Annotated in this window: 16 protein-coding genes; 7 read left to right on the forward strand and 9 right to left on the reverse strand. The window is 64.0% G+C overall.

All coding sequences use genetic code 11. The features are described from left to right. Both GTP69_RS29570 and GTP69_RS29575 read left to right on the forward strand, forming a co-directional pair. Window positions 1-274 (forward strand): hypothetical protein (locus GTP69_RS29570; RefSeq protein WP_161058214.1); only part of this gene is annotated, 274 nt, incomplete at its 5' end. Next, window positions 271-1269 carry a response regulator gene (locus GTP69_RS29575; protein WP_161058215.1) on the forward strand — a complete coding sequence of 333 codons (999 nt, stop codon included), beginning with the start codon at window positions 271-273 and terminating at the stop codon, window positions 1267-1269. The genes GTP69_RS29570 and GTP69_RS29575, both read left to right, overlap by 4 nt. On the opposite strand, the gene GTP69_RS29580 is transcribed toward GTP69_RS29575, so the two are convergent. The 8 genes from GTP69_RS29580 to GTP69_RS29615 all read right to left on the reverse strand — a co-directional run bounded on the left by GTP69_RS29580 (window position 1270) and on the right by GTP69_RS29615 (window position 11441). Then, on the reverse strand, window positions 1270-2490 hold the full coding sequence (locus GTP69_RS29580) for an aminotransferase class I/II-fold pyridoxal phosphate-dependent enzyme (protein WP_161058216.1): 1221 nt from the start codon (window positions 2488-2490) through the stop codon (window positions 1270-1272). A 103-nt stretch (window positions 2491-2593) separates the two neighbouring features. Further along, window positions 2594-3964: a sensor histidine kinase gene (locus tag GTP69_RS29585; RefSeq protein WP_161058217.1), complete on the reverse strand. Its 1371-nt coding sequence runs from the start codon at window positions 3962-3964 to the stop codon at window positions 2594-2596. Then, the gene (locus GTP69_RS29590) at window positions 3957-4682 is read right to left on the reverse strand and encodes a winged helix-turn-helix domain-containing protein (RefSeq protein ID WP_202424627.1); all 726 of its coding nucleotides are present in this window, start codon (window positions 4680-4682) and stop codon (window positions 3957-3959) included. The genes GTP69_RS29585 and GTP69_RS29590 overlap by 8 nt, the downstream gene beginning before the upstream one ends. Before the next feature lie 15 nt (window positions 4683-4697). Next, on the reverse strand, window positions 4698-5813 hold the full coding sequence (locus GTP69_RS29595) for a glycosyltransferase family 4 protein (RefSeq protein WP_161058218.1): 1116 nt from the start codon (window positions 5811-5813) through the stop codon (window positions 4698-4700). A 5-nt stretch (window positions 5814-5818) separates the two neighbouring features. Continuing rightward, complete coding sequence (locus GTP69_RS29600; protein WP_308494477.1) at window positions 5819-6967, reverse strand: glycosyltransferase family 4 protein; 1149 nt, start codon at window positions 6965-6967, stop codon at window positions 5819-5821. A gap of 14 nt (window positions 6968-6981) precedes the next feature. Then, the gene (locus GTP69_RS29605; RefSeq protein WP_161058220.1) at window positions 6982-7887 is read right to left on the reverse strand and encodes a GDP-mannose 4,6-dehydratase; all 906 of its coding nucleotides are present in this window, start codon (window positions 7885-7887) and stop codon (window positions 6982-6984) included. A 20-nt stretch (window positions 7888-7907) separates the two neighbouring features. Next, the gene (gene gmd, locus GTP69_RS29610; RefSeq protein WP_161058221.1) at window positions 7908-8951 is read right to left on the reverse strand and encodes a GDP-mannose 4,6-dehydratase; all 1044 of its coding nucleotides are present in this window, start codon (window positions 8949-8951) and stop codon (window positions 7908-7910) included. A 171-nt stretch (window positions 8952-9122) separates the two neighbouring features. Then, a complete protein-coding gene (locus tag GTP69_RS29615) occupies window positions 9123-11441 on the reverse strand; it encodes an NADP-dependent malic enzyme (protein ID WP_161058222.1) in 2319 nt (772 codons plus the stop codon). 319 nt (window positions 11442-11760) lie between these two features. On the opposite strand from GTP69_RS29615, the gene GTP69_RS29620 reads away from it, so the two are divergent. Together GTP69_RS29620 and thiL are read left to right on the forward strand one after the other, a co-directional pair. Further along, a complete protein-coding gene (locus tag GTP69_RS29620; protein ID WP_161058223.1) occupies window positions 11761-12162 on the forward strand; it encodes a hypothetical protein in 402 nt (133 codons plus the stop codon). Window positions 12163-12183: 21 nt separating this feature from the next. Then, window positions 12184-13158 (forward strand): thiamine-phosphate kinase, encoded by a 975-nt coding sequence (thiL, locus tag GTP69_RS29625; RefSeq protein WP_161058224.1) that lies wholly within the window; start codon window positions 12184-12186, stop codon window positions 13156-13158. Here the strand turns inward: thiL and GTP69_RS29630 are convergent. After that, a complete protein-coding gene (locus tag GTP69_RS29630; RefSeq protein WP_161058225.1) occupies window positions 13143-15758 on the reverse strand; it encodes an EAL domain-containing protein in 2616 nt (871 codons plus the stop codon). The genes thiL and GTP69_RS29630 overlap by 16 nt on opposite strands. A 156-nt stretch (window positions 15759-15914) precedes the next feature. On the opposite strand from GTP69_RS29630, the gene GTP69_RS29635 reads away from it, so the two are divergent. The 3 genes from GTP69_RS29635 to traM all read left to right on the forward strand — a co-directional run. Further along, the gene (locus tag GTP69_RS29635) at window positions 15915-16403 is read left to right on the forward strand and encodes a CinA family protein (RefSeq protein ID WP_161058226.1); all 489 of its coding nucleotides are present in this window, start codon (window positions 15915-15917) and stop codon (window positions 16401-16403) included. Window positions 16404-16465: 62 nt separating this feature from the next. Then, entirely contained in the window at window positions 16466-17206 is a 741-nt protein-coding gene (locus GTP69_RS29640; protein ID WP_110845323.1) for a P-loop NTPase family protein, read from the forward strand. A gap of 2 nt (window positions 17207-17208) precedes the next feature. After that, on the forward strand, window positions 17209-17461 hold a 253-nt coding region (gene traM / locus GTP69_RS29645; RefSeq protein WP_503826651.1), incomplete at its 3' end, for a conjugal transfer transcriptional regulator TraM.

A 17461-nucleotide genomic window follows, 5' to 3' on the forward strand; every position in this document is an offset into this window, starting at 1 on the left:
GCCGCGCGGCGCGCGCCTGGAAGCGCCGCCGCCGGCTGCCGTCTTCGACCTGTCCATCGCGCGCCAGAAGTCGGCCGCCCTGCTGCCCTCCCTGCAACGCGGCGCGCTGAACGACGCCGCCCTGACCGCATTGCAAGCCGCCCTCACCGGTGCGCCGCCGCACCTCGTCCAGCAACTGAACGCGGTGCTGGACGCCTTGAACGATTTCGACTTCCCGCAGGCCTACGCCGCACTGCAAGCATTACAGGCCAGCCTGTCCACGGAGACCCCATGATCACCACCCACCAAGCCAACCAGCCGCAAATCCTCGTGGTCGACGACGAGGCCAGCAACCTGCAACTGCTGCGCCACATCCTGCAGGACCACTACCGCCTGTTGTTCGCCAAGGATGGCCCGCGCGCGCTGGAACTGGCGCATTCCGAACAGCCGCAACTTATCCTGCTGGACGTGATGATGCCGGGGATGACCGGCTATGAAACCTGCCGTCTGCTGAAAGCCAATCCGGTCACCGCCAATATCCCGGTCATCTTCGTCACCGCCTTGAGCGACACCGACGATGAAGTGATCGGCTTCGAAGCCGGCGCCGTGGACTACATCACCAAGCCGGTCAGCCCACCGATTGTGCGGGCGCGCGTGCGCAACCACCTGTCGCTGGTGGGCGTGAATGAATTGAAGAAGACCCGCCTGGAAATCGTCCAGCGCCTTGGCCTGGCGGCGGAATTCAAGGATAACGAGACCGGCCTGCATGTGATCCGCATGAGCCACTATTCCAAAATCCTCGGCCTGGCCATCGGCATGACCGAAGCGGAAGCGGAAGACCTGCTGCACGCGGCGCCGATGCACGACGTCGGCAAGATCGGCATCCCGGACAACATCCTGCGCAAGCCCGGACCGCTCGATGCGGAAGAATGGAAAGTGATGCAGTCGCACGCCAGCATCGGCGGCGACATCATCGGCCGCCATCCGCACGGCATGCTGGCCATGGCCTACGACGTCGCTGTCACCCACCATGAAAAGTGGGATGGCAGCGGCTATCCGAATGGATTGAAAGGTGAAGAGATTCCGCTGGTCGGCCGCATTGTGGCAGTGGCCGACGTGTTCGACGCGTTGACGTCAGCGCGCCCCTACAAGGAAGCGTGGCCGGTGGAGAAAGCCGTCGAACATATGCTGGCGCAGCGCGACAAGCATTTTGAAGGACGTCTGGTCGACATCTTCATTAAACAGATGCCCGCGCTCCTTGAAGTCAAAGAGCGCTGGGCAGAGCATTAACTAGGCCACCAGGCGTTCGCCGCGTCCCGCCAGGCGCGCCATCACGCTCACCGCGTGATCGATCTGCGCCCTGGTGTGGCCGGCATTCATCATGAAGCGCAGGCGCGCCTGACCGACCGGCGCCGCCGGGAACTGGATCGAATCCACATGCACGCCTTCGGTGCGCAGCTCCATCGCATAGCGCTGGCACGTCTCCGCATCGCCGATCAGCACCGGCAGGATCGGCGTGGCGGTCGAGATAATCGTGTAGCCCAGTGGCGCCATCTGTTCGATGAAGTAGCGCTGGTTGTCCCACAGGCGCTGGCGGCGCTGCGGTTCTTCTTCCAGGATATCCAGCGCGGCCAGCAGCGCCGCTGCCTGGTCTGGCGGCGGCGGGCAGGTGAAGCCATAGGCGGAGCTGGTCAGGCGGATCACATCGCCCACTTCCTTTTCCACCGCAACGAAACCGCCGATCGAGCCGAGCGCCTTGCTCAGTGTACCCATCTGCATGATGTTGGTGCTGTAGCAGTTGAAGTGCTCCGAGGTGCCGCCGCCGTTGGCGCCAAGGATGCCGGTGGCGTGTGCATCATCGACATACAGCAGCGCACCGAAACGTTCGGCCAGCGCCACCAGATCCGGCAGCGGCGCGATCGTGCCTTCCATGCTGAACACGCCGTCGCTGACGATGATCGGCGTGGTGCCCTCGGCGGCGCCGGCTTGCAGCAGCGACTCCAGGTGGTTCATGTCGCAATGGCGGTAGTTGTAGCGCAGCGCGCCGGACATCTGGATGCCTTCGCGGATCGAGATGTGATTGAATTCATCCGAATAGTAGGCGTACTTGTGGCGCTTCTTGGCGCGGAAGCCATGCAGGCGCGCCAGCGTGGCCGCCTTGACGATCGACGACAGCACGCCGATGTTGGTCATGTAGCCGGTGACGAACAGCACCGCGTCGCTCTTGTGCTTCAGGGCGCCGAGGCGGCGTTCCAGCTCACGGTAGACTTCCAGGTCGCCGCCCAGCAGGCGCGACTCGCAATTACCGACGCCATAGCGGTCCAGGCCATCCTTGGCCGCCTGCACCAGGCGCGGGTGATTGGCCAGCGCCAGGTAGTTGTTGGTGCTGAAGGACACCACGGTTTCACCTTCGGTCACGAAGGTTGGATCGGGCAGCGTACTATGCACCGACGAGTCGTGGTAGATGGGATGATTCTGGAGCCAGGCGGCGATATCGCTTAAGTCGTGCATGATGTGGAAGACCGAAAAAGAACAGCTCATCATAGAGCCGTGCAGCTTTCCACAGGATTGCGGGGACATTACGAATCTGTCACATTACGAATCGGATAGTTAGTTAATTTACTGCCAACGGCAGTACGATGCGCGCCACCAGTCCGGGCCCGCCATCTTCCAGCACCAGCGTGCCGGCGTGCGCCTTGGCGGTGGCGCTGACGATCGACAGGCCCAGGCCATTGCCCGGCAGGTGGCGGCTCTTGTCGACGCGGTAGAAGCGCTGCGTAACCTTGTCGCGCTCCGTGTCCGGAATGCCGGGGCCATTGTCATGCACCGACATCGACGCTTCGCCCTGATACAGGCCGGCACGCACGTGGATCACAGCACCCTTGCCGGCGTACTTGATGGCGTTGTCCAGCAGGCTGGCGACTGCGCTGGCCAGCAGATTGCGGTCGCCGTCCACGTACAGCGAGGCCGGCGCATCGACCGTCAGGGTGATGCCGCTGTCTTCGGCGGTGGCCTCGTACATCTCGCCGATATCGGCCACCACCCGGCCCAGGTCCAGCCGCTCGAACAGGCGCGCGCGCATGCCGGATTCCGCTTCCGCGATCTGCAGCAGGCGCTCAAATAATCGTATCAGGTCGTCAATGTCGTCGATCGCGTCATGGGCAGCGGTGGACAGGCGCGGCACCGTCGACTCGTGGCGCAGGGCGTCGTCCAGCCGGCCCCGGATGCGGCTCAGCGGCGTGCGCAGGTCGTGGGCGATGGCGTTGGAGACGTTGCGGATCCCTTCCATCAGCAGCTCGATGCGGTCCAGCATGCGGTTGATGTCGTGGTTGAGCAGCGCGAATTCGTCGTTGCCGCTGACCGGAATGCGCTGACTCAGGTCGCCCGCCTCGATCTGCGCGGCGGTGCGGCGAATCTCGCCAAGGCGCGCCTCGATGCTGCGGCGGAACAGCATGGCGCCGGCGATGGTCAGCATCAGCGACACGCAGGCGCCGGCCAGCAGCGCGCGCCAGATCACTTCGCGCACCGCTTCTTCTTCACTCAGATCGCGGCCGACGATCAGCACCCCGCCCTGCACCAAAGGCCGCAGATACAGGCGCGCCGGCGCGCTGCGGCCGTAGCGCAGCACGGTGGCGGTGACCAGGTCCGGGGCGTCGGCCACGCTGGGCCAGGAGCCCAGGTTGCCGGCGATCGCCACGCCGTCTTCGTCCAGCAGTTCGAAAATCTCGCGGTCGTTATCGACGCCGTCGGTCAGCAGCCGATGCACTTCCGCTTTCAGCGCGGCACGGCTGCCGTCGCCGAGGTTGTCCAGCAGGCGCTCGGTCTGCGACTTGATCTTGCCATCGATGTTCTGGTCGATCACGCCGATGGTGCCGCTGTAGAACACCGCCGACACGGCGACGATCGAGGCGATGCCCAGCAGACCGTAGCCCAGCACCAGCTTGGCGACGATCGATGTGCGGAGTGGGTTGGATAACCTAGGCAACCGGCGGCTCCAGCTCTTCCGGCGGCATCACGCCCATGCGGTAGCCGACGCCGCGCAAGGTATGGATCAGCATCACCGGGAAGTCCTTGTCCACCTTGGCGCGCAGGCGCGAGATCTGCACGTCGATCACATTGGTCTGCGGATCGAAGTGGTAATCCCACACCGATTCCAGCAGCATGGTGCGGGTCACCACCTGGTTCTCGTTGCGCATCAGGTATTCCAGCAGGCGGTATTCGCGCGGCTGCAAGGTAATCACCTTGGCGCCGCGCGTGACGCGCAGCGTGCGCAGGTCCAGCCGCAGGTCGGCCACCTGCAGCTGCGTGCTGTCGGCGCCGGGGGCGCTGCGACGCAGCAGCGCTTCCACGCGCGCCAGCAGCTCGGAGAAGGCAAACGGTTTGGACAGGTAGTCATCGGCGCCGCCGCGCAAGCCGGTCACGCGGGCGTCGATGGTGGTCAGCGCGCTGACGATGATGACCGGGGTCTGCTTGCCCAGCGCGCGCAGCTTGTCGACGATGGACAGGCCATCGATACGGCCCGGCAGCATGCGGTCGAGGATGATGATGTCCCATTCCTCGCTGGTGGCATAGTCCAGTCCATCCGGGCCGTTGCCGGCGGCGGTCACTACATAGCCGGCCTCGCGCAGGCCCTTGCAGATGTAGTTGGAGGTTTCGGCTTCGTCTTCAATTACCAGGCAGCGCACGCGAGTCTCCGAAATCATGGGTAGACGCGTATTTTACCTTGGCCGCGCCACCAGCTCATGGTAAAGCGCGAGGTAACTTTCCGCCATCTTCTCGGCGGTGAACAGTTCCCAGTAACGGGCTTCGGCGCGGCGGCCCATCTCGGCGGCGCGTTCCGGGTTGTCCCACAGCGTGCGCATGGCCACGCCCAGCGCCGCAGGATCGTCCGGCGGCACCACCAGGCCGGTGTCGTTGTCGATGTTGATGTAGGTGGTGCCGGTGCCGATCTCGCTGGAGATCATCGGCTTGCCGAACATCGCCCCCTCCAGCAGCGAGATGCCGAAGGCTTCCGAACGCAGGTGCGACGGGAACACCATGGCGTAGCTCAGTTCCAGCAGCGCCACCTTGTCTTCCTCGTCCACCGCGCCGATGAACTGCACGTGGGTCAGGCCGAGGCGCTGCGCGTGCGCCTTCAGTTCCTGCTCAATCGGGCCGGCGCCGACGATCACCACCGGGTAGTCGACATTGACCAGCGCATCCAGCAGGATGTGCAGGCCTTTGTAATAGCGCAGCACGCCGACGAACAGGAAGAAACGCTCGCCGCATTGCGCGCGCCACCTGGCCTTGCGCTGTTCCGATGCCGGCGGATAGGTCGATTTATCCAGGCCGAACGGAATGGTGGTGGTTTTGTGGGCGAAGCGCTTCAGCACCGGCGACGAGGCCAGGTAGTTGGGCGACGTCGCCACCACCGCGCTGACGTTGTGCAGGAAGCGCCGCTTCAGCGGGCCATACACGCGCAGCAGCTGCTTCTGGCGCACGATGTCCGAGTGGTAGGTCACCACGCTCGGCTTGTCGATGCGCGCCAGGAAGTGCGCCAGGTCCATGAACGGCCACGGGAAGTGATAGTGGATCACGTCCGCCTTGCGCGCCAGGCGCGCCAGTTTGCGGATGGCGGCAAACGAAAAACCGGTCGAGGCAATTTCAAAATCCAGCGGCACGCGGTGCACGGTGTGGCCTTCGAATTCGATTTCGGACGGACCGCCGCGGCTCAGCGTCAGCACTTCGTTGGTGATGCCGAGGTGGCCGGTGCCCACGCACAGCTGGCGTATCACTTGCTCGACACCGCCCCAGCTGTCGGGATAATAGGTCTTGTAAAAATGGAGGACGCGCATAGTGTTCAGCGGGATAAGACGTGATGATAAACGGCGGCCGTGCGGCGGGCCGTTTCTGCCCAGGTGAGCTCCAGCGCGCGGCGCTCGCCGGCGGCAATGTAACGGGCACGCGCAACGTCGTCACGCGCCAGGGTGGTCATGGCGGCGGCGATCTCGCCCACCGACAAAGGATCGAATTCGAGTGCAGCGCCAGCCGCCACTTCCGGCAGCGAGGAGGTGCCGGAACAGGCCACCGCCACGCCGCTGGCAAACGCCTCCAGCAACGGCAGGCCGAAGCCCTCGTGCAGGGACGGGAAGATGAAGGCGCCGGCGCCGGCATAGACGTGGCGCAGCTGGCGGTTGTCGGTCAGCTGGTCGAGCCAGACCACATTCTCGCCATGCTGCTGCGCGGCCTTGATCTGCGCGACCAGCGCTTCGCTGCGCCAGCCCGGGCTGCCGACGATCACCAGCTGGCGCGCGGCGCGCAGCACCGGCGGCAGCGTCAGGTATGCGGCCAGCAGGCGCTCGACGTTCTTGCGCGGTTGCAGCGTGCCGACGAACAGGAAGTAGCCGGCGCGCAGCTGGTACTGCGCCAGCGTGGCGTCGCGCTCGGCGGCGTCCGGCCGGTCGAGCCACTCGGCCGGCACGCCGAGATTCACCACGCTGATGCGGTTTTCATTGACGCCGAAATAGTCGACCAGTTCCCGGATCGAGAAATGCGAGTTGGCGATCACATGCTGCGCCTTTTGCGCGGCATTGATCTGCAACCAGTTCTTCAGCTTGCGCAGCTTGGGGCTGGCCCACTCGGGATGCGAGACCGGCACCGCGTCATGCAGCGTGGCCACCACCGGGCAGTCCATGCGCACGATGCGGTAGTCGGTGGCGTGGAACAGGTCCAGCGGCGCCGCGCCTTTGCCGAGCGCAGTCTGGGTACTCAGATGCACCGACGACGGCAGGATGAAGTCGCCCAGCACCGCCAGCGGAAACGACAGCGGCAAGGCGCGGCTGGCGGTCATGCGGCGCGCATCGCCGGGTGGCGCAAAGGACAGGGGCTGCACCTCGACGCCGGCCTGCGGCAGATGCGCGATCAACGCTTGCGAATAGACGCCGATGCCGTCCATGCGGCCGCCGGTCAGCGCCGGCTCGGTGGTAGTTGCAGATAGTCCGACACGCAAGCTTGAAACACCTGTCATGCAGAATACATCCAGCGCAGCGTATCGGCCAGCGGCACCATGTCCAGCGCACCGGTGGCGGCGATCAGGCGGCGGTTGTCGCCGACCAGGCGCACCACTTCATTGGCGCGCACGAAGGCCGGATTGACGTGCACATTGATTTTGTAGCCGGCGATCTCGCCCATCATGTCCAGCGCTTCGCCCAGCGAGTAGCCGTGGCCGGAACAGATGTTGAAGGTCTGGCCGATCGCCGCCGGGGCGGCCAGCAGCTTGCGGTAGCTTTGCGCCACCATGCGCACATCGGAAAAATCGCGCCATACGTGCAGGTTGCCCAGCTCGATGTCGGTCGCCTTGCGGCGGAAGTGCGAGACGATTTTCGGCAGCAGGAAGTTCTCATGCTGGCCGACGCCGGTGTAGTTAAACGGCCGCACCACGATCAGCGGCAGCTTGTCCTGCCACAGCCGAGCCACGTACTCCATCGACAGCTTGCTGACGGCGTAGTCGTTGGCCGGCGCCGCCGGCACATCTTCGCCGATCACGCCAACGTCGGTATTGCCGTAGATATTGGCGCTGGACGCCAGCAGCACGGCCGACGGTTTTTTCTCCGCCGCCGCCAGCGCATCCAGCAGATTGCGGGTACCCACCACGTTGACCCGGTAAATCTGGTCAACGTCGCCGTGGCCGACGAAGGCGATGGCCGCCAGGTGCGCCACCACATCCGGCTGTACTTCGCGGATGACGGCCGCCAGGCCGGCGCGGTCCAGCAGATCGACCGCGAACTCCCGCTCGCCCGCCGTGTGGCCGGGCGTGATGGTGCCAAACACCTGATAACCGGCCGCGCGCAACTCGCGCGCGACATACTGGCCGGTGAAGCCGGACAAACCGGTGATCAGAGCACGCTTGCCCGCGTCTTCAACAGCCATGGATACTCCTTATGTGAAACTTAGAACGAGAAGCCTGCTTTGTTGCGGCGCAGGTCCGCTTCCACCATCATCTGGCACAGCTGCTCCAGCGTGGTCGACGGTTTCCAGCCCAGCTCCTTGGTGGCTTTGGCCGGATCGCCGATCAGCAGCTCCACTTCCGCAGGACGGTAGAACTTCGGATTGACGCGAACCATTACCTTGCCGGATTTCTTGCACGTAGCGATTTCGTTATCAGCCGAACCACTCCATTCCAGCGCCACGTCGACCGCCTTGAAGGCCATGGTGACGAAGTCGCGCACGGTTTCGGTACGGTTGGTCGCCAGCACATAGGTATCCGGCTGGTCGGCTTGCAGGATGCGCCACATGCCTTCCACGTATTCCTTGGCGAAGCCCCAGTCGCGCTTGGCGTCCATATTGCCCAGTTCCAGCACGTCCAGCAGGCCCAGATGGATCTTGGCGACCGAATCGGTGATCTTGCGGGTGACAAACTCACGGCCGCGCAGTGGCGATTCGTGGTTGAACAGGATGCCCGACGAGCCGAAGATGCCGTACGACTCGCGGTAGTTAACGGTCATCCAGTGCGCATACAGCTTGGCCACGCCGTACGGGCTGCGTGGGTAGAATGGCGTATCTTCCTTCTGTGGCACGGCTTGTACCTTGCCGAACATTTCCGAAGTCGACGCCTGGTAGAAGCGGATCTTCGGGTTGACGATGCGGATGGCTTCCAGCAGGTTGACCGGGCCGACGCCGGTGATTTCTGCGGTGGTCAGCGGCTGGTCGAACGATACGCCGACAAAGCTTTGCGCCGCCAGATTGTAGACCTCGTCCGGCTGCACGGTTTGCATCAGGCGGATACTGGAGCTGAGGTCGGTCAGGTCGTATTCCACCAGTTTCAGGTTCGGGTGCGATTGGATACCCAGTTCCTCGATGCGCCAGAAGTTGACCGAGCTGGTACGGCGATAAGTGCCAGTAACTTCATAACCCTTTTCCAGCAGCAGTTCGGCCAGGTAAGCGCCGTCTTGGCCAGTAATGCCTGTGATCAGGGCTTTTTTAGTATTCTGCATGCTAAATGCCAATCCATCGTGAGTAATATTAATAGCCCAATATTGTAACAGAGCGCTCGCGCGCACTTTCTATCGAAAATGCACGTTTTACATCACTTACATCTGGTTACTTAGGCAAAAAAAAACCGGTCGCCCCGCTATGGCGAAGGACCGGTCAGACGCCTCGGTGGCTTACGCCTTGCGCTGTGCCACCGCATCGACCACGCACAGCGCGGTCATGTTGACAATGCGGCGCACGGTGGCCGATGGCGTCAGGATGTGCACCGGCTTGGCGCAACCCAGCAGGATCGGACCGACCGCGATGCCATTGCCGGACGAGGTTTTCACCAGGTTATAGGCGATGTTGGCCGATTCGATGTTCGGCATCACCAGCAGGTTGGCGTCGCCGGTCAGGGTCGAGCCCGGCATGATGGCGTTGCGCAGTTTCGAGTCCAGCGCGGTATCGCCGTGCATTTCGCCGTCCACTTCCAGCGACGGATCGCGCTGCTTGATCAGTTCCAGCGCGGCGCGCATCTTGACCGCCGACGGGCTGTCCGACGAGCCGAAGTTGGAATGGGACAGCAGCGCGGCGCGCGGCGACAGGCCGAAGCGGCGCATCTCTTCCGCCGCCAGCACCGTGATCGCGGCCAGTTCGTTGGCGTCCGGGTTCTCGTTGACGTGGGTATCGACCATCACCAGCTGGCGCTGCGGCAGCACCAGCACGTTCATGGCGGCGTACACGCAGGCGCCTTCGCGGCGGCCCAGCACCTGGTCGATGTAGTGCAGGTGCAGCTGGGTGGTGCCGAAGGTGCCGCAGATCATGCCGTCGGCATCGCCCTTCTTGATCATCATGGCGCCGATCAGGCTGTGGCGGCGGCGCATTTCCAGCTTGGCGTACTCTTGCGTCACGCCTTTGCGGGCGGTCAGCTCGTAGTAAGCCTGCCAGTAATCGCGATAACGCTCGTCGTGGTCCGGATTGATGACGTCGAAGTCGACGCCCTGCTTCAGGCGCAGGCCGAACTTGGCGATGCGCGCATCCAGCACGGCCGGACGGCCGACCAGGATAGGACGCGCCAGTTTTTCATCGACCACCACTTGCACCGCGCGCAGCACGCGCTCTTCTTCGCCTTCGGCGTAGACGATGCGCTTGATGTCCATGTCGGCCTTCTTGGCGACCTGGAACAGCGGTTTCATGAAGGTACCCGAGCGGTAGACGAACTGTTGCAGGCTTTCCTCGTAGGCGACCAGGTCCTTGATCGGACGGGTGGCGACGCCGGAATCTTCCGCCGCCTTGGCCACGGCCGGCGCGATCTTGGTCAGCAGGCGCGGATCGAACGGCATCGGGATCAGGTATTCCGGGCCGAACGACAGGTTGGTGAAGCCGTAGGTGGTGGCGACGATGTCCGACTGCTCGGCGTGGGCCAGCTCGGCGATCGCGTGCACCACGGCGATTTCCATTTCGCGGGTAATCGTGGTGGCGCCGCAGTCCAGTGCGCCGCGGAAGATGTACGGGAAGCACAGCACGTTGTTGACCTGGTTCGGATAGTCCGAACGGCCGGTGGCGATGATGGCGTCGCCGCGCACGGCCTTGACGTCTTCCGGCAGGATTTCCGGATTCGGGTTGGCCAGCGCCAGGATCAGCGGATTGGGCGCCATGGCCTTGACCATGTCCTGCTTCAGCACGCCGCCGGCGGAGACGCCGAGGAAGATGTCCGCATCCGGAATCACATCGGCCAGGGTGCGGGCGTCGGTTTCGCGGGCGAAGCGTTCCTTGTCCGGGTCCATCAGCTCGGCACGACCCTTGTAGACTACGCCGGCCAGGTCGGTCACGTAGATGTTTTCCAGCGGGAAGCCGAGATCGACGATCAGGTCCAGGCAGGCCAGCGCGGCCGCGCCGGCGCCGGAGACCACCAGCTTGCATTTCTTGATGTCTTTGCCGACCAGCGAGATGCCGTTCAGGATGGCGGCGCCAACGATGATGGCGGTGCCGTGCTGGTCGTCGTGGAAGACCGGGATCTTCATGCGCTCGCGCAGCTTGCGCTCGATGGTGAAGCACTCCGGCGCCTTGATGTCTTCCAGGTTGATGCCGCCGAAGGTCGGTTCCAGCGAGGCGATGATGTCGACCAGCTTGTCCGGGTCTTGCTCGTTGATTTCGATGTCGAAGACGTCGATGCCGGCGAATTTCTTGAACAGTACGCCCTTGCCTTCCATCACCGGCTTGGCCGCCAGCGGGCCGATGTTACCGAGGCCCAGCACGGCGGTGCCGTTGGTGATGACCGCGACCAGGTTGCCGCGCGCCGTATATTTATAGGCATTGGCCGGATCGATGACGATCTCTTCGCACGGCGCCGCCACGCCCGGCGAGTAGGCCAGCGCCAGGTCGCGCTGGTTGGTCAGTTGCTTGGTCGGCGTTACGCTGATCTTGCCTGGTGTCGGGAACTCGTGGTATTCCAGCGCCGAAGCGCGCAGTTGTTGACGAATTGCTTCTTTTTTCTCAGGTGACGAATCCATGCTGTACAGCCTTCCCATATTTTGCGATCGAAGGCCTGTGATTTTAGCAGAGCACCTCTTGCGTTTAACTAGGTATTTTCACCAACAGCAATAAACGTTATCAGCATTTTTTATGACCAACTCGGGGGTTAGCCGAATTTTTGGGCAGATTCCCCCTGAATGAGCGCAACATAATCAATTTTCCGAACTAATTGCCTGTGACTATCAATTAAAGAAATATGATTGAAATTATCAATATTTCACCATGCGAAGCGGCGCGCTGCGCAAGCCGGGCCGTTTCGGCTAAGCTGGAGGCATCAGCCGCTCACAGGAGAATTCCATGTCCGCCTTGATCGTGTCCAAACATCTTCCCGAGCCGGCCGGCGCTTCGCCGCAGGGCGCCGCCTGGCAACAGCTGTTGCACTGGCAAGAAAACAGCCAGCAACTGGCCTTCGTCTACAGCCGCTCGCAGGGTGGTTTGATCCATACCGGACAAGGCAAGCTGGACCAGTTGAGCCTGGACGCCACCACCATCGAGGCCGGCGCCAGCAAGCTGTACATCGTGCTGGCCGGCGCCTCGTATGAAGCCGGGCCGCAGCTGTTCTTCACGCCCAATCTATTGAGCCGCTTCCACGTCAACGGCGTGGCGGTGCGGCTGGCCAACCATGACTGGCTGTTCCTGTCGGACGAATCGCTGCCGCCGCTGGGCATGGAAAACCTGATCCGGCGGCTGGAATCCTGACGGCTAGCGATACAATATCGCATGCTCTCCGAATTCGACCTCATTAAAGAATACTTCCAGCGTCCCCACCATGCCGCACGCGCCGCGCTCGGCATCGGCGATGATTGCGCGCTGCTCGCGCCCACGCCCGGCATGCAGACCGCCATTTCGTCCGACATGCTGGTCGAAGGCCGCCACTTCTTCGCCGGCGAAGATCCGCTGCGGCTGGGTCACAAGGCGCTGGCGGTCAACCTGTCCGACCTGGCGGCGATGGGTGCGCGGCCGGTCGGCTTTACGCTGGCACTGGCGCTGCCGGCGGCCGAGCGCGCCTGGCTGCAAGGTTTTTCGCAAGGCCTGTTCGCGCTGGCCGACGCCTTCAATATCGAACTGATCGGCGGCGACACCACCAAGGGGCCGCTGAATATCTGCATCACCGTGTTTGGCGAACTGGCGCCCGGCCAGGCGCTGCGCCGCAGTGCGGCCCAGCCGGGCGACGACATCTGGATTTCCGGCACGCTGGGCGACGCCCGCCTGGCGCTGGCCGGCTACCGGCTGGAACTGAAACAGCCGCTGGACGCCGCCAGCCAGCGCGCCGCCGCCGTGCGCATGCATACGCCGGTGCCGCGCGTGGAACTGGGCGTGCTGCTGGCCGAGCAAGGGCTGGCCCATGCCGCCATCGATATTTCGGACGGCCTGATTGGCGACCTCGGCCACATCCTCAAGCTGTCGCAAGTGGGCGCCACGCTGAATGTGGATGCGCTGCCGGCCGGCGATATCTTGGCCACGCAGGACACCGCGCTGCGCCGCGCCTACACCGCCGCCGGCGGCGACGACTACGAACTGTGCTTTACCGCGCCGGTGGCCGCCCGCGCCGCCATTCTTGCGGCCGCCGGCAGCGTGGCGACAGCGGTCACGCGCGTCGGCAGCATCGATGCGCACAGCGGCCTGCGGCTGGTGGACGCCAACGGCGCACCGCTGGATTTACAGCTCAGCAGCTTCGATCACTTCACATCCTGAAGCGCCTGCAAGGAAGTGACATCCTCGCCCGGCTGGCCGGCCAGCTTGCCGCTGCCATGCATCAGCCAATAATGGTGGAAGGCCAGGCGGATGTTGTCGCGCAGCTGGGTGTCGTCCCACGGCTTGGTGTAGAAGCGGTAGATGGCGCCGCGGTTGATCGCATCCAGCACCGCCTCCAGCCCGGTGTAGCCGGACAGGATGATGCGTATAGTCTCCGGATACATTTCCTTGACCTTGCTGAGAAACTCGGTGCCGCTCATGGCCGGCATGCGCTGGTCGCAGACGATCACCTGCACCGCATGCAGCGCCAGCAATTCAAACGCCTCGGTCGGCGAGGCAGCCGCCAGGATCTGGTAGCCGTCGCGGCGGAACAGCCGGTGCAGCGAGGCCAGCACATTCACATCATCGTCAACAATCAGCAAGGTCTGCGCCGGCTGGCTGGCGTCGCCCGGCGGCGGCGGCAGGCTGTGGCCTGACTGCACCAGCAGGCTTAGTTCATCCGGCGGCAACGGCTTGCTGTAGAAGTAACCCTGGATTTCATCGCAGCGGCTGCGACGCAGATATTCCAGCTGGGCCCGCGTCTCGACGCCCTCCGCCACCACTTGCAGCTTGAGGCTGTGCGCCATGCTGATGATGGCCAGCGCAATCGCCGCATCGTTGGGATTGGTGGTGATGTCGCGCACGAAGGCGATGTCGATTTTCAGCTTGTCGATTGGGAAGCGCTGCAAATACGCCAGCGACGAGTAGCCGGTGCCGAAGTCGTCGATCGCCACCTTGATGCCCAGCGCCTTCAGGCTCTTCAGCACGGTGATGGTGCGCTCGGCGTTGGACATCAGCGAGGTTTCGGTCAGCTCCAGCTCCAGCAGTTCGGGCGGCGTGTTGTGGCGCAGCAGCGCGTCGCGCACCAGCTGCGCCAGGTCGCCTTCGACAAACTGGCGGCTGGCGACGTTGACCGCCACCCGCACCGGACCGGTGCCGTCGGCCAGCCAGGTGGCGATCTGGCGGCAGGCGGCGTCGATGATCCAGGCGCCGACCCGCACCACCAGCCCCGTGTCTTCCAGCACCGGCACGAACTCGGCCGGATAGACCAGGCCGAAGCCGGGCCGCTGCCAGCGCAGCAGCGACTCGACGCCGGCAAAGCCGCCGGTGTGCAGGTTGACCTTGGGCTGGAAGTGCAGCCGCAGCTCGTGGTTGTCGAGCGCGCGGCGCAGCGCCAGTTCCATGTCCAGCCGCGCCAGCACCTGCACGTTCATGCCGGCGGTGAAGAAGCGATAGCCGTCGCGGCCGGCCTGCTTGGCGCGTTCCATCGCCGTGTCAGCGTACTTGACCAGGGTTTCCGGGTCGGTGGCGTCCTCGGGATAAACCGAGATGCCGATGCTGGCGCTCAGAATCGCCTGGTGGCCGTCCAGGTCGAACGGCTGGCGCAGCGCTTCGCGCACTTCGTTGGCGGCGTGCACCGCGTCCTGCTGGTCGCGGGTCATGGTCAGGATCAGCGCGAACTCGTCGCCGCCGACGCGGCCGACGGTGTCGCGGATGCGCGCGGTCTGCACCAGCCGGTTGCTGAACTGGCGCAGCAGGTCGTCGCCGCCGACCGTGCCGAGCGAATCGTTGATATTCTTGAAGCGGTCCAACCCGATCATCAGCACGATGATGCGGCGCGACTTGTCCTGCGCCACGCTGATGGCGTCGGCCACGATCTTGAAGAACAGCGTGCGGTTGGGCAGGCCGGTCAGGCTGTCGTAGTGGGCCATATGCTGCAACAGTTCTTCCGCCTGACGGCGTTCGCTGATGTCGCGCGCCACGCCCAGCATCACGGCCGGCTGGCCGGGACGCTGCAACAGCTGCCAATACAATTCGACCGGCACGGCGATCAGGTCGCGCCGCATCAGTTCCAGTTCGTTCAGTTCCGGCGAGCGGGCCGGGCCGATGGCGGCGGCGTAATCGGCCAGCCGTTCAGCCTGCGCGCGCAAGGCGGCCGGCGCACCGAGGCCGAGCCGGCTGGCGGTCGGGCCCAGCATCTCGCCGCGCGGATAGCCGAGCATGCGGCAGGCGCCTTCGTTGACGTCCAGCAGCTCGGCGTTGGCGGCGTCCAGCAGGAAGATGGCGTCAGCGGTGGCGTCCATGGCGCTGCGGAAGCGCTGCAGTTCGGCGGTCCGCTCGCGCACCGTCTGCTCCAGCCGGGCCGCGTAGTTGCGCTCGCGGTTGTGCAGCAGGCGCATCTCCAACATGTTGCGGATGCGCGTCAAGGTTTCTATCGGATCGAAAGGCTTGCTGATGAAATCGCGCGCGCCGGTCTCGAAGGCGCGCATCTTGTGGTCGGGCTGCGCGGTGACCACCAGCACCGGCAGCCAGCCGTCCGGCTCCAGCGGCTTGAGCGCGTCCATCACGTCGAAGCCGCTCATGCCGGGCATTTGCAGGTCGAGGATGATCAGGTCGAAGTGGTGTTCGGCGTGCCAGGCGGCCACCACGCGCGGGTCGGTGGTGGAACGGACGTCCTTGTAGCCGGTGGAAGTGAGCAGGTATTCCAGCAATTCGATATTGACCGGCTGATCGTCAACGATCAGGATGCGTGCATGGTGGATGTCGGTCTGGCTGATCATTGAGCCTCCGCTCGATACATACTCATCAATAAGCTTACCAGTCTGAGCGGGAAGTGGCGCACAACTGCACAACTTTTTGCAGGATTGCGACGATGGCAAGCTGCATGGTACAGTGCTAGCAAGCCCCCGTAGCCCCGTATCCGAGAAGGACAAGCCATGAGCAATAGCGACACCATCCTCGATCTTGCCGCCCAAGTCGGCAAAGCACTCCAAGACAAAGGGCTGATCCTGGCCACCGCCGAGTCGTGCACCGGCGGCGGCGTCGCCCAGGCCGTCACCGAAATCGCCGGCTCGACCGGCTGGTTCGACTGCGGCTTCATCACCTACTCCAACGCCTCCAAGACCGAAATGCTGGACGTTTCGGCGGCGCTGATCGCGCAGATGGGCAGCGTGTCGGAAGAAGTTGCGGCCGCCATGGCCAGCGGCGCGCTCGGCTCCAGCAATGCGCATATCGCGGTCTCGACCACCGGCATCGCCGGCCCGACCGGCGCCGTGCCGGGCAAGCCGGTCGGCACCGTGTGCTTCGGCTGGGCCAATGCCGACACGGTTCACACAGAACGGCTGGTATTTTCCGGCGACCGCCGCGCGGTGCGCGAACAGACCGTGATTCATGCGTTACAAGGGCTGCTCCGCTTCATCAACTAGGTTGCCTTTAGACCACAAAACAATTACTCTCGACGCATTCAAAAAGCGTTTCGGGAGTAGTAATGCAAAACACGGTACATTTCATTCTCCAGGGTAAAGGCGGCATCGGCAAGACGCTGGTGTCGACCATTCTCGCCCAGTGGGTCGCCAGCAAGGACGTGGCCGAAGGTCAGCAGCCGCTGCGCTGCTACGACACCGACCAGGAGAATCCGACCTTCTCGCGCTACAAGGCGATGAACGTCAAGCATGTGCCGGTGATGACCGACAGCCGCACCATCGACCCCAAGCGCTTCGACGCGCTGATGATCGACCTGCTGGAACAGGACGGCAACTGCGTCATCGACAACGGCGCCAACACTTTCTCGCCGCTGATGGGCTACCTGATCGAGAACGACTGCTTCTCGCTGCTGCAGGAATCCGGCCGCAAGGTCTACATCCACACCATCGTCGGCGGCGGCGACACGCTGCATGACACCGCCACCGGTTTCGTCTCCACCGCCAAGGCCACCAACGTGCCGCTGGTGCTGTGGGAAAATGAACACTTCGGCCTGCTGCAATCGGCGTCCGGCAAGCAGTTCGTCGAATCGCAGACCTACGCCGACAACTCGTCGCGCGTGGTGGGCCGCGTGGTGCTGACGGCGCGCAACGCCGACACCTTCGGCGCCGACCTCAAGAAAATGAACACGGCGCGCATGACCATGGCCGAGGTGCGCGAGAGCGACAAATTCAACGTCATGGAAAAGCAGCGCATCAAGGTGGTATTCCGCGACCTGTTCGAGCAACTCGATAAAGTGCAGTGGTAAGCATGGACCAGCAAAAGCTGCGCAGCCTGGTATTTGAAAAGACCGGCGTCAAGATCGACCTCGACGACCCGGTGTTCGCGCTGGTGGCGCTGAACGAAGCGGTGCTGGAAGAGACCGTGGAGCGCCACGTGGCGCGCATCGACGCCGCCTCGCAGGAACTGGCGCAGCAGGCGCGGCTGGCGGGCGGCGTTGCAGCCCCATCGCACGGCAGCCACCGCGCTTCGCACGAGGCCACGCACGACGCGCCGGCCCATG

The organism is Duganella levis (genome assembly GCF_009857605.1).
GTDB classification, from domain to species: Bacteria; Pseudomonadota; Gammaproteobacteria; order Burkholderiales; family Burkholderiaceae_D; genus Rugamonas; species Rugamonas levis.